Here is a 13,211-nt window from a genome sequence, read left to right as displayed (position 1 = left end):
TTAATTGTGATGCTTAACAAACACCGAAGTTGGGATATTGTTTTTTTTATCCTTATTTGCATGTACTTTTGGCCATGTTCCTACTCGAATCTACCTTTATCCGATTCTTTATCGACCAGTTTGAACACACTGGCTGGCCAGAATGGCTGGGCGTTGTCAGCGGACTCATCTGTATTTACCTTGCTGCAAAAGAGCGCGTCTTAAGCTGGCCAATCTCTATCATTAGCGTAATCGCTTATGCCTGGGTTTTCTTTTCAGCCAAAATGTATGGCGACATGTCGTTGCAGTTCTACTTTTTGTTTACGGCATGCTATGGCTGGTATTTTTGGGTCAGCAAGAAATCCCAAACCCAGCAGCCAATTACTTTGATCAAACCGCGCGACTGGCTCTACGTCATTTTTGCCGTTGCCATACTTACTGTTTTGTTGGCTCTCTTTTTAAAACATTTTACAGATACAGACGTCCCCTATGCTGATGGTTTTTGTACAGCAATGAGTTTTGTAGCGCAAATTCTGCTCACCAGAAAAGTCCTTCAAAACTGGATCGTCTGGATTATAGTAGACATTTGCTATATCCCCCTGTATATTTACAAACATTTAAATCTGAGCGCAGTATTTTACGCGGTTCTTGTTATTATCGCAATCAAGGGCTATTTAGACTGGAGGAAAACCTATCGTGGACAAACAAATTAAAAAAATAGCTGTAGTTGGGCCTGAAAGCACTGGAAAATCGACCATTACGCAACAATTGGCCAGACATTATCGTACACATTGGGTTCCGGAATATGCCCGTTATTATTGTGATGCTTTAACCAGCCCTTGTGATTTACAAGACGAAATTAACATGTTCCATGGACAACTGGCATTGGAAGAGTCGATACTTACTGTTGCAGAAAAAGATCTTATCTTCTGTGACACGACCTTCCTGACTGTAAAAATATGGAGTGATGAGGTTTTTGGAGAAACCCCACAGATTGTTCTGGACGCGCTGCCAAAGCACCACTATGATTTATATCTGCTTATGGACATCGATTTGCCATGGCAGGATGACCCCTTACGTGATTTCCCGCATAAGCGGGAGCATTTTATGCAGGTATGGCAAAACGAACTTAAATTGCTTAGTGCCAACTATCATCTGATTAGCGGAGTAGAAAACCGCCTAAGCAATGCCATTCAAGCCGTTGATAAATTCCTTGCGACGGTATAAGCAAAACACTTCTCTTGTTATTAACAAAATAAGCAGGTACCTTTGCCCCATCAAAAGGGGGTGCCTTGTTTTGTCAAAAAACACAAATACAGGCTGAGAACATACCCAATACATGCGCTAAGCGTGTATGCACCTGATCCGGATAATGCCGGCGTAGGGATGGAGTTATGGAGTTTAACTGGGCTATAAGTACCCCTTACTTATGGTGGTTTAACTAAAAAAACAATGAAAAAATTAATGATCGCAGCATTTGCTGTGCTGTTCATGCCTTTATTTCTTAAAGCGCAATTTACCATTTCAGGTACTGTTGCCGAAAATGGTAAATCTTTACCCGGTGCTTCAGTTCGATTAAAAAGCAATGGCAATGGCGTTGCTACAGATGCAAACGGAAAGTACCAGATCAACAATCTCAAAGCTGGAAAATACATCGTTTCAGTAAGCTTTATTGGTTATCAATCCATTGAAAAAACGATTAGCATTGATAAAGATCAAACCCTGGACTTTGATTTAAAACAGTCGGCATTTCTTGCAGATGAAGTTGTAGTACGGGCAACGAGGGCAACAGAAAAATCAGCCACGACTTATAAAAACTTAAGCAAGGAAGATATCGCACAAAATAATTTTGGCCAGGATCTTCCCTTCATCTTGAATAATACCCCGGGCGTAGTGGTTACCTCTGATGCTGGCGCCGGTGTAGGCTACACTGGGATTCGGATTAGAGGCAGCGATGCAAGTCGCGTCAATGTAACCATAAACGGCATTCCTTATAATGACAGTGAAAGTCAGGGGATATTCTGGGTAAACATGCCAGACTTTGCCTCTTCTGTAGATAATATTCAAATCCAACGTGGCGTAGGTACCTCTACCAACGGCGGTGGCGCCTTCGGCGGAAGCTTAAATATACAAACCAGTGCACCGGCACAACATGCTTATGCAGAAGTAAACAACACTTACGGCTCGTTTAACACCCTTAAAAACACAGTTAAAATTGGAACAGGTTTAATAGATAACAAATGGAGTTTCGATGGCCGTTTATCCCGGGTAACTTCAGATGGTTTTGTTGACCGCGCTGCATCTAAACTTAAATCCTATTTCCTTTCTGGCGCTTACTACGGAAAAACAGATTTGTTACGCATTAACGTGTTTTCCGGAACCGAACAAACCTATCAGGCCTGGAATGGCGTACCGGAAGCCAAATTACGCGGAGACCTGGAAGGATTAAAAAAACATTATGAAAATAATCTGGATTACCTGTATTATACAAAAGCAGATTCATTAAACCTGTTCAATTCAAACAACAGAAAATACAATCAGTTTACCTATAAGGATCAAAACGACAATTACGCCCAAAATCATTATCAGGCCTTATACGCCAAGCAGTTCAGTGAAAAGTTTTCATTCAACGGAGCGCTGCATTACACCGATGGAAAAGGATATTATGAGGAATACAAGAACAAGCAAAAGTTAAGTAAATATGCCCTTCCACCAGCAAACGTGGGTGGTGTTGATGTAACCAAAACGGATCTGATCCGTCGCCGTTGGTTAGACAACGACTTTTACGGATTAACTTACGCTTTCAATTATATTCCATCATCTGACTTAAACATTACCCTGGGGGGTGCATACAATCAATACCGGGGCAAGCACTTTGGCCAGGTAATCTGGGCACAATATGCTTCAACTGCAACAAATGATTACCACTATTATGACGGCAAAGGAAACAAAGACGATTTTAACAGCTATGTTAAAGTTAACTATAGCCCTGCAAGTCAATTAAGCCTATTTGCCGACCTCCAATACAGAAATGTAAACTATGACATTACTGGTCTTGATAAAAACCGCAATACGCTTGATTTCCATAACAAATACAACTTCTTTAACCCTAAAGTTGGTGCTACTTATTTCATCAATGACCAAAGTAATCTTTATGCTTCATTTAGTGTAGGTAACAAAGAGCCAAACAGGGATGACTTCACCAATCTTAAAGCGGGATTACCAGTACCAAAGTCAGAGCATTTAAACAATATCGAAGCAGGCTACCGCATTACACAGAAGGACTTCAATATAGGCATCAATGCGTATGGGATGTTCTATAAAGATCAGCTGATTTTCACCGGAGAGGTAAATGATGGTGGAGATCCTTATCGTCAGAATGTAGACAAAAGTTCTCGTTTAGGAATTGAATTAGATGGTTCATACACCATTAGTCCGAAGTTTATCATCAATGCCAATGCTGCTTTAAGCAGAAACAAAATTAAAAATTATGTAGACTACGTTTCCGTATATGACGAGAACTATGAGCTGATTAAAGTTCAGGCTACAAATTATGCCAGTCCAGACATTTCTTTTTCACCCAATACTGTACTTTTCGGAGAACTGGTTTATAAGCCACTGTCCGGGTTTGCCATTGCACTACAGGAAAAATATGTGAGCAAACAGTTTATGGACAATACCCAAAACGATACACGAAAATTAGATGCCTACTGGGTAAGTAATGCCCGAATAGGCTACGACTTCAGCCTGAAAGGCATTAAAAACATCAATATCGGATTGCTTGCAAATAATATTTTAAACAGAAAATATGAAAGTAATGGCTACACTTACAGCTCAATATATCCATGGGGCACAGTAACCGAGAACTTTTACTTCCCTCAGGCCGGAACTAATTTCTTACTTTCGCTAAATCTGAAATTTTAATACAACATGAAGAAGTTCATCGAAAAACTACATTTTATTACGCACGATATTCCACAGCATAGTCATATCGGACAGGCGCAAATTGCCTGTAGCGCTGGCGCCAAGTGGATTCAATATCGCTGTTTAACAAAAGCTGATGAACAACTTCTGGAAGATATTCATGCCATTGCAGAGATCTGTGACGATTGGGGGGCTACCCTGATCGTTACAGATCATATTCATTTAAATGGCAAAGCCGATATCCAGGGTTTTCATATCGAAGATATGGATGCTGATTTCACCAAAATACGTGAACAGTTAGGAGAAGCGGTAACCATTGGAGGTTCTGCCAATACGATTGAAAATCTAATCAGAATCGCTCAGGAAGGTGCTGATTATGCGGGATTCGGCCCATTTTATACAACGATAACAAAACCCAACGACTATCCGCTTTTAGGCATCGAAGGTTATCAACAAGCCATATCTGCATTAAAAAAACAGGGAATAGATTTTCCTATACTCGCAGTAGGCGGAGTTACCAGAAACGATATCGATCCACTGATGGCTACTGGAGTTTTCGGCATCGCGGTATCTGCTGCAGTCAACCAGGCCGAAAATATGTATGAGGCATACCTCGACTTTTATGACAGGATTATGTAATTGTAATTCCAAAAAAACAAAAAAGATATTGCCCTAAAACCTACATTTGTCTAAAATATTCTCCCTTTGGACAAGCCCGAAATCATAGAGAAACCAGATCCTTACGCGGCCTTGCGGTTCCGGGAATTCCGTTCCTACCTTGGCATGCGATTCTTTTTCACATTTGCTTACCAGATGCAGGCCGTAATCATTGGCTTTCACATTTACCATTTAACCAAAGATCCATTGGCATTGGGATTGGTTGGCCTCTGCGAAGCCATTCCGGCCATCGGCATTGCCCTATATGGAGGATATGTAGCTGATAAATCTGAAAAAAGAGGCCTGCTGATTAAAATTTTCAGTGGTGTGTTTTTATGTTCTTTGGTGATGCTCATCGTCACCATGAAACAGATGCATCCTTATATTCCTGAATCCTATATCATTCCGGTGATGTATTTCATGGTCTTTGGAATTGGACTGGCGCGCGGTTTTTTCGGCCCGACCTCCTTTTCCATTATGGCCCAGATTATTCCTAAAAAACTGTATCCAAATTCCAGCACATGGAATAGTTCATCCTATATGTTAGCCTCCATCGTTGGTCCTGCTGCAGGGGGATTGATCTATGGCTTTTTTGGAATTACAGTCACCTATATGGTGATTATCTTTTTTATACTCATTGCACTCACCTGCATCTTCTTTTTAAAAGAACATCCACCGCGATTCATTCCCAAGGAAAGCATTGTTAAAAGTCTTACAGAAGGCGTTCAGTTTGTATTTAAAAACAAAATGATGCTCGGCGCCATGAGCCTCGATTTATTTTCCGTGTTTTTTGGCGGAGCTGTGGCTTTGTTGCCCGTATTCGCCAATGACATTCTTAAAGTAGGCCCTGAAGGCCTGGGTTATATGCGTGCGGCAGCATCAGGCGGAGCTGTACTTACCATGCTTGCTATGGCAAAGATCTCTCCAATGAATAAACCCTGGAGAAACCTTTTAATTGCAGTTACAGGTTTTGGCCTCAGTATCATCTGTTATGGCTTATCCAAAAACTTTTATGTAACCTTATTTTTTCTGTTTACAGAAGGTGCGTTTGACAGCATTAGTGTATTGATCCGGTCTACCATTATGCAATTACTTACCCCCGATGAAATGCGGGGCCGTGTATCCGCAGTAAACAGTATGTTTATTGGCTCTTCTAATGAAATTGGGGCATTTGAATCGGGTCTGACAGCCAAACTCATGCGTACAGTCCCCGCAGTAGTGTTTGGAGGCGGTATGACCATTATTGTAGCTGGCATCACGTACTTAAAAACCAAAAGTCTGTTAACGTTAAGCATCCAGGAGATCAACGAACAAAAAACACAATAGCAGATTAAACTTCCTGCCTTTCTCCGATTTGCTGTCTCCACATGGCGTAATACAGCCCGTTAAGCTGTAGCAACTCATCATGCTTGCCCTGCTCAATAATGTGACCTTTCTCCAATACAAAGATTCGGTCGGCATGTTTGATCGTTGACAATCGATGTGCAATCAAAATCGTGATGTGATTGGTATGAACAGAAATGTCACGAATGGTCGCTGTAATTTCCTCTTCGGTTAAAGAGTCCAAAGAAGACGTTGCCTCATCGAAGACCAGAATATCCGGCTGTCTCAGGAGCGCTCTGGCAATCGATAAGCGCTGTTTCTCTCCACCAGATACTTTTACCCCACCTTCACCAATTACAGTATCTAGGCCGTTCTCTGCCCGGGCCATGAGGTTATGACAAGCCGCTTGTTTCAATACACGCAAACACTCTTCGTCAGTAGCTCCCGGACGCACAAACTGCAGGTTTTCCCTGATCGTTCCTGAAAACAGCTGCGTATCCTGGGTGACAAATCCGATTTTCTCTCTCAACAAATCCAAATCAATTTCTTTACTCGAAGTATTGTTATAAAAGACTTCCCCTTCAATTGGCTGATAAAGGCCAACCAAAAGCTTAACCAGGGTAGTTTTACCTGAACCAGAAGGCCCAACAAAAGCAATGGTTTCACCATTATGGGTACTGAAAGTGATGTCATTCAGCGCATTGTGCTTTCCAGTAAGGTGCTTAAAATTAACATCTTCAAAGGCCAGCTTAGTAATTTTATCAAGTTTAACAGGGTTTAAAGGTTTCTGATCAATTGGGGTACTTAAAATCGCTTTAAAATTACCCAAAGACACTTCGGCCTCTCTCCAGGCTAAAATTACGTTACCAAGCTCCTGCAGTGGTCCAAACAGGAAAAATGAGTAGAACAGGAAGGAAAAATATTGACCTGGCGAAATCGTATTTTCAAAAATAAGAATCAATAGGACAACCACCATACTACTCCGCACAAAGTTTACTGTTGTACCCTGCACAAAACTCATGCTGCGCACATATTTGACTTTTCTAAGCTCCAAGCCCAATATTTTATATGTCGTTTTATTGAGACGCTCTATTTCCTGATTGGCCAGGCCCAAACTCTTAACCAATTCAATATTTCTTAAAGATTCAGTTGTAGATCCGGCCAATGCCGTAGTTTCTGCAACGATACTTCTTTGGATGGTTTTAATCTTCCGACTTAAAAACCAGCTCACAAAGCTAATGATGGGTATCGCGGAGAAATAGATCAAGGTAACCTTATAACTTACCGTAACTGAATAAACAATGACAAAAACCATCCCGATCAGACTGACGAATAAAATACTGATGAACGAAGTAATGAACTTCTCCGAGTCTAAACGAACCTTTTGCAGTATCCCCAAAGTTTCACCGCTACGCTGATCCTCAAACACCTGGTAAGGCAACTCTAAAGAGTGCTTCAAACCATCAGCGTACATCTGGGCACCAACTTTCTGAACGATGATACTCGTAAAGTAATCCTGAAAGTTTTTGGCAATTCTGGATACCATTGCGGCGCCAACACCCAAACCAACAAGCCCAAGTACACCCCAGATAAATTCACTACGCGCTAAAACATCTTTTTTTTCAATAAACCGATCCACTATTCTTCCTGTAATGTATGGATCTAGCAGAGAGAAGCCGATATTAATGGCAGCAAGCAACAGCGCCAGAACCACTATCCACTTGTAGTTCTTCAAATATTCAATCAGTAAATTCATTAATCAGAGTTTTGTTTTGAGGGATCAAAAATAAAGAAAGGGAATGAAGCATTTGCCTCATTCCCTTTAATTGACTTATAAATTATAAATGACCAGGTTATACTGTCATGATATCTTTTTCTTTCGCTTCAGAATGTTTCTCCACCTTGATGATATAAGCATCTGTTATTTTCTGAACTTCAGCCTCACCGGTTTTGATCTCATCATCAGAAACGCTTTCTCCTTTTAGTTTTTTGATCTTTTCATTGGCATCTTTACGGATGTTACGAACCGTGATTTTACCACGCTCAGCCTCTTCTTTAACCTTTTTAACCAAATCTTTTCTACGCTCTTCAGTCAATGGTGGAACTACCAAACGGATTACAACACCATCATTTTGTGGATTAATGCCAATATTAGCCTCCATGATCGCACGTTCTATAGGAACAAGCATGTTTTTTTCCCAAGGCTGAACAAGAAGCGTCCGCGCATCCGGAGTATTGATACTCGCAACCTGAGACAGCGCAGTAGCACTACCATAATAATCTACAAATATGCCGTCTAGCATTCCTGCAGAAGCCTTTCCTGCACGAATTTTAGTCAATTCAGCTTCACAATGGTCAATTGCCTTGTCCATGTTAGCTTGGGCATCTTGTAATTGTTTCTTTATGAGGTCATTCATGTTTTGTAAAATTTAACCAAAAATATAAAATATATTAGAATCAGGCTTTAACCAGGGTGCCAATTTCTTCTCCCTGGGCTATTTTCATAAAATTGCCTGTTTTATTCATATCAAATACAATAATAGGCAGTTCGTTCTCTTCACATAAAGTAAAGGCAGTCATGTCCATGACATTTAAACCCTTGGAATAAACTTCTTTGAAAGAGATTTCCGAATACTTAACTGCTGCCGGATCTTTTTCAGGATCGGCTGTATATATACCATCTACCCGTGTTCCTTTTAAAACAACATCGGCTTTAATTTCGATCGCTCTTAAAGCTGCCGCAGAATCGGTGGTGAAATAAGGATTACCAGTACCAGCACCAAAAATCACTACACGTCCTTTTTCCAGGTGGCGAACTGCTCTTCTACGAATAAATGGTTCACAAATCTGCTCCATTTTTATTGCTGTAAGTAACCGGGTTTTCAAGCCTACTTTTTCCAGCGCATCCTGTAAAGCCATACTGTTAATTACTGTGGCCAACATCCCCATATAATCAGCCTGTGCGCGGTCCATTCCAGATTTTTCAGCGCTCAAGCCTCTAAAAATGTTACCACCACCAATTACAATTGCAATTTCAAGGCCCTTATCATGTACTGCTTTGATATCCTCAGCATATTGCCTAACACGTTCGTTATCAATACCATATTGCTTTTCGCCCATCAGCGATTCGCCGCTGAGCTTTAGTAGAATGCGCTTATACTTCATGACCTCAAAAATATTAACAATTTTTTACTTACCCGCTATCGTTTTAACAATTGATGTAAATATTTGACAACTACACTTTTTGCCCCTTCAACCAGACTTCTTTAAGGTTTAACTCATTATCCAGAACAAGCAAATCAGCGGTATAGCCTAAGGCTACTTTTCCAATCTGGTCCGATAAACCGATCAGCTTGGCTGGGTACAGAGCAGCCATCTTCAAAGCATCTGATAAACTGATCCCACAATGCGCTACACAATTTTTCACTGCTTGCAGCATGGTTAATGAAGAACCGGACAAGGTAACCGCCCCACCCGCATTGCTTACGTCAGGAACCACAAATTTATCGCCCATCTGCATATGCTGATACGGTCCATGATCACAGGCAGCCACCGCGTCAGTAATCAGGAACAAACGCTCCTTCAAAATTTTCTGACTAAACTTAACCACTTCGAAATCGACATGCTGACCGTCTGCAATAATGCTTGCCTTTGCCTCATCGTGATTAAATACAGCAGTAGGAATTCCCGGCTCACGGTGGTGTATGGGAGTCATGGCGTTAAACAGGTGGGTTGTTGTAGCAATCCCCTTGTTGTATGCCGCTGTTGCCTGTTCAAAAGTGGCATCACTGTGCCCTAACGACAGCAATACACCGTGATCAAGCAGGTATTCAATCACTACATCATCTTGTAATTCCGGTGCAATTGTCATCATTTTGATCACCCCATCTCCAAAATCCAGTAAGGCTTTGATTTCATCCAAAGTTGCTTTTCGTATGTAGGCTTCTACGTGTGCACCCCTACGTTTTGCATTCAGAAAAGGGCCCTCTAAATGTAAACCTAAAAAATTCCTTGCCTCGCCCCGATGCGCTTTCGCAGCCTCAATGCAGCTGTTAAAAACCTCAGGAGTGTTTGTCGCCATGCAGGCTAAAAAGCCTGTAGTCCCCTTGCTCAGTAGGTCATCTTCCATCATCCTAAGCGTTTCGACACTTGGTTCTGCGGAAAACAACCTACCGCCTCCCCCATAAATCTGCAGATCAACAAAGCCGGGAACCACCAGATGATGGGCGTTATCCTGTATTTCTGTAACGCTAAGTGCGCTGATCCTTCCTGCTTCGATGTGTAAGTCATGGCGCTGGGCTAGCGTGTCTTCTTCAGTATAAAATCTGGCGTTTTGAATTGTAACTGACATATGTTTTTTATAGATATTAAAGGCGAGTAAATCAAAGTTACCGAATTAGCCCATAAATAATTAAACCTGCGCAATCAAAATAATAAGAAACAAAAAGCCCGATCATGAATCATGACCGGGCTTTCCAATTTATTTAAATGCTAATTAAGCACCCAATTGTACACGTTTAAATGCAACAACTGTTAGGTCTTTTGAAACATCATTTAAGAATTTACGAACATCTTTAGATGAATCTTTAACAAACTCCTGGTTTAATAAAGTACTGTCTTTGTAGAATTTGTTCAATTTACCAGCAGCAATTTTCTCAACCATTTCTTCAGGTTTACCTTCAGCACGGATTTGTTCTTTAGCAATTTCAGTTTCACGCTCGATAGTTGTTGCGTCAACATCAGCTTTGTCTAAAGCAACAGGACTCATTGCAGCGATTTGCATAGCTACATCTTTACCTGCTTCTTCCACACCTGCACCAGCCTGGTTTAATGCAACCAAAACACCTAAACGGTAGTTACCGTGAATGTAAGGAACAACCAATTCACCAGTAACGGTTTCAAATTTAGAGATACCGATTTTCTCGCCGATTTTACCAGTGTTTTCAACAATGATATCCGCAACTTTTTGTCCGTCGATTTCTAAAGCCAATAACTCCTCTAAAGAAGCTGGATTATTTTCAATCGCTAAATCAGTGAATTTGTTAGCCAAAGCTACGAAGTCAGCATTTTTAGCAACGAAGTCAGTTTCGCAGTTTAATTCAACTACCACACCACGTTTGCCATCAGCTGTAGCTTTAGCAATTACAACACCTTCGTTAGAATCACGATCCTGACGAGAAGCTGCTACTTTAGCACCTTTTTTACGTAAATAATCAACCGCTGCTTCGAAATCACCGTTTGCTTCGATCAATGCTTTTTTGCAGTCCATCATACCAGCACCGGTTTGTTGGCGTAATTTGTTTACATCTGCTGCAGAAATTTGTACTGTAGACATTTTAATTTCTTTTTAAGTTTTTATCAAAAAATAAAGGGTTGTATACGAGTTGTTGTAGTATAACCGCAACGCATCATATACAACCCTGATTATATTATTTAAGCTTCTTCGCTAGTACCTTCTTCGGTATCAGCCTCTACTTTTTTTCTTCTTGCACCAGGAGCAGCAGCTTCAGGAGCATCAGCAGCAGCTTTCGCAGCTACAGCTTCTTTTTCAGTTTCCTCGTCTTTTTCGCGTTTGCGCTCATCTAAACCTTCTTCAATTGCTTTGATGATTACATCAGTAATTAAAGAGATCGATTTAGTAGCATCATCATTCGCTGGAATTGGGAAATCGATGTTAGAAGGATCAGAGTTGGTATCAACCATTGCAAAAGTTGGAATGTTTAATTTCAACGCTTCGCTAACAGCGATATGTTCTTTTTTAACGTCAATTAAAAAGATTGCAGCTGGTAAACGGTTTAAGTCCGCGATACCACCCAATAAGCTTTCCAATTTGATACGCTCACGTTGGATCATCAAACGCTCTTTCTTAGAAAGAATAGAGTAAGTACCGTCTTTAGTCATTTTATCGATGGTAACCATCTTTTTGATTGACTTACGTACAGTAGCAAAGTTGGTTAACATACCACCTAACCAACGCTCAGTTACGAAAGGCATGTTTACTTTTTTTGCTTGATCAGCAACGATTTCTTTAGCTTGTTTCTTAGTCGCCACAAACAGTACTTTACGTCCTGATTTTACAATCTGTTTGATTGCTGAAGCAGCTTCTTCAGTTTTAGTTAAAGTTTTATTTAAATCTATAATGTGGATACCATTGCGCTCCATGAAAATGTAAGGCGCCATTTTTGGGTTCCATTTACGGGTAAGGTGACCGAAGTGTACACCTGCATCCAATAAGTCTTGATATGTAGTTCTTGCCATTGTGTTTGTCTCCTTAGATTAACGTTTACTGAATTGGAATTTCTTACGTGCTTTCTTACGTCCTGGTTTCTTACGTTCAACCATACGCATATCACGGGTCATTAACCCTTTAGCGCGTAATGCTGGTTTTTTCTCAGCATCTAATTCAACAATAGCTTTAGCGATAGCTAAACGAACTGCTTCTGCCTGACCTTTGATACCACCACCTGCTACGTTTACATTTACATCATACTGACCAACCAATTCCGAAACTTCGAATGATTGATTAACGATGTATTGCAAAGGTAATGTTGGGAAATATACTTTATGGTCTTTACCATTTACGGTAATAGTGCCGTTGCCTTCTTTTAAATAGATACGTGCAACAGCAGTTTTTCTTCTTCCTGAAGTGTTAGTAACTGACATTTCTTCTTTAATTAAAGTTTAATGGTTTTTGGTGATTGAGCTGCATGCGGATGCTCAGCACCTGCATAAACAAAAAGGTTTGTGTACAATTTAGCACCTAATTTAGTTTTAGGTAACATACCTCGTACTGCTTTTTCAATAACACGTTTTGGATGTTTAGCCATTAACTCTTTTGGAGAAATGAAGCGTTGACCACCTGGATATCCAGTGTATGAGGTATAAACCTTATCATTGAATTTATTTCCGGTCAACTTAACCTTGTCTGCATTAATAACGATAACGTTATCACCGCAGTCTACGTGTGGGGTATACTCAGGCTTGTTTTTACCACGGATGATCATAGCGATCTTCGATGACAAGCGCCCCAAAATCTCGCCTTGTGCATCAACAACAACCCACTGTTTGTTAACAGTTTTAGCATTGGCAGAGACAGTTTTGTAACTTAACGTATTCACTTGCTTGTATTTAATTTGTTTAACAATTATTTATTACCCCTCAAATTTAGGGACTGCAAAGATAGACAGAAATATTTAATTATCAAACGGTTGAGCCAATAATAATTAAAATAAATGCAGATAAACCAGATTATGACTATAAATTCCTATATAACGGAGTGATGTTATACCGGGGCTGTGCTAAACTATAAAGGTGAAACTGTTGTAAAT

At 40.5% G+C, this 13,211-nt stretch carries 13 protein-coding genes; 5 read left to right on the top strand and 8 right to left on the bottom strand.

From position 1 onward, the window contains the following. Window positions 1-74: 74 nt before the first annotated feature. The 5 genes from pnuC (at window position 75) to IM797_RS05645 (ending at window position 5,886) form a co-directional block, all read left to right on the top strand. The gene (gene pnuC / locus IM797_RS05665) at window positions 75-692 is read left to right on the top strand and encodes a nicotinamide riboside transporter PnuC (RefSeq protein WP_194126145.1); all 618 of its coding nucleotides are present in this window, start codon (window positions 75-77) and stop codon (window positions 690-692) included. Beyond that, window positions 676-1,206: an ATP-binding protein gene (locus IM797_RS05660; protein WP_194126144.1), complete on the top strand. Its 531-nt coding sequence runs from the start codon at window positions 676-678 to the stop codon at window positions 1,204-1,206. Before pnuC ends, IM797_RS05660 begins: the two co-directional genes overlap by 17 nt. Before the next feature lie 225 nt (window positions 1,207-1,431). Beyond that, on the top strand, window positions 1,432-3,903 hold the full coding sequence (locus IM797_RS05655) for a TonB-dependent receptor (RefSeq protein ID WP_194126143.1): 2,472 nt from the start codon (window positions 1,432-1,434) through the stop codon (window positions 3,901-3,903). 6 nt (window positions 3,904-3,909) lie between these two features. Then, window positions 3,910-4,542: a thiamine phosphate synthase gene (locus IM797_RS05650; RefSeq protein ID WP_194126142.1), complete on the top strand. Its 633-nt coding sequence runs from the start codon at window positions 3,910-3,912 to the stop codon at window positions 4,540-4,542. Window positions 4,543-4,608: 66 nt separating this feature from the next. Continuing rightward, complete coding sequence (locus tag IM797_RS05645) at window positions 4,609-5,886, top strand: MFS transporter (RefSeq protein WP_194126141.1); 1,278 nt, start codon at window positions 4,609-4,611, stop codon at window positions 5,884-5,886. A gap of 4 nt (window positions 5,887-5,890) precedes the next feature. Here IM797_RS05645 and IM797_RS05640 read toward each other — a convergent pair whose 3' ends face one another. The 8 genes from IM797_RS05640 to rplM form a co-directional block, all read right to left on the bottom strand. After that, window positions 5,891-7,639, bottom strand: a complete 1,749-nt coding sequence (locus tag IM797_RS05640) for an ABC transporter ATP-binding protein (RefSeq protein ID WP_194126140.1) — start codon at window positions 7,637-7,639, stop codon at window positions 5,891-5,893. 97 nt (window positions 7,640-7,736) lie between these two features. Beyond that, a complete protein-coding gene (frr, locus tag IM797_RS05635) occupies window positions 7,737-8,300 on the bottom strand; it encodes a ribosome recycling factor (RefSeq protein WP_194126139.1) in 564 nt (187 codons plus the stop codon). 40 nt (window positions 8,301-8,340) lie between these two features. Continuing rightward, the gene (gene pyrH / locus IM797_RS05630; protein ID WP_194126138.1) at window positions 8,341-9,048 is read right to left on the bottom strand and encodes a UMP kinase; all 708 of its coding nucleotides are present in this window, start codon (window positions 9,046-9,048) and stop codon (window positions 8,341-8,343) included. 70 nt (window positions 9,049-9,118) lie between these two features. Continuing rightward, complete coding sequence (gene nagA, locus IM797_RS05625; RefSeq protein WP_194126137.1) at window positions 9,119-10,234, bottom strand: N-acetylglucosamine-6-phosphate deacetylase; 1,116 nt, start codon at window positions 10,232-10,234, stop codon at window positions 9,119-9,121. 144 nt (window positions 10,235-10,378) lie between these two features. Next, the gene (gene tsf, locus IM797_RS05620) at window positions 10,379-11,218 is read right to left on the bottom strand and encodes a translation elongation factor Ts (protein ID WP_194126136.1); all 840 of its coding nucleotides are present in this window, start codon (window positions 11,216-11,218) and stop codon (window positions 10,379-10,381) included. A 98-nt stretch (window positions 11,219-11,316) separates the two neighbouring features. After that, complete coding sequence (rpsB, locus tag IM797_RS05615; protein WP_194126135.1) at window positions 11,317-12,141, bottom strand: 30S ribosomal protein S2; 825 nt, start codon at window positions 12,139-12,141, stop codon at window positions 11,317-11,319. 18 nt (window positions 12,142-12,159) lie between these two features. Continuing rightward, on the bottom strand, window positions 12,160-12,546 hold the full coding sequence (gene rpsI / locus IM797_RS05610; RefSeq protein ID WP_008240172.1) for a 30S ribosomal protein S9: 387 nt from the start codon (window positions 12,544-12,546) through the stop codon (window positions 12,160-12,162). Window positions 12,547-12,557: 11 nt separating this feature from the next. Then, the gene (gene rplM, locus IM797_RS05605) at window positions 12,558-13,001 is read right to left on the bottom strand and encodes a 50S ribosomal protein L13 (RefSeq protein ID WP_194126134.1); all 444 of its coding nucleotides are present in this window, start codon (window positions 12,999-13,001) and stop codon (window positions 12,558-12,560) included. Between the last annotated feature and the right edge of the window lie 210 nt (window positions 13,002-13,211).

The organism is Pedobacter sp. MC2016-24 (assembly GCF_015223055.1).
GTDB lineage: Bacteria > Bacteroidota > Bacteroidia > Sphingobacteriales > Sphingobacteriaceae > Pedobacter.
The sequence above is the reverse complement of the archived record's forward strand: the minus strand, read 5'-3'. Positions and strand labels throughout refer to the sequence as shown.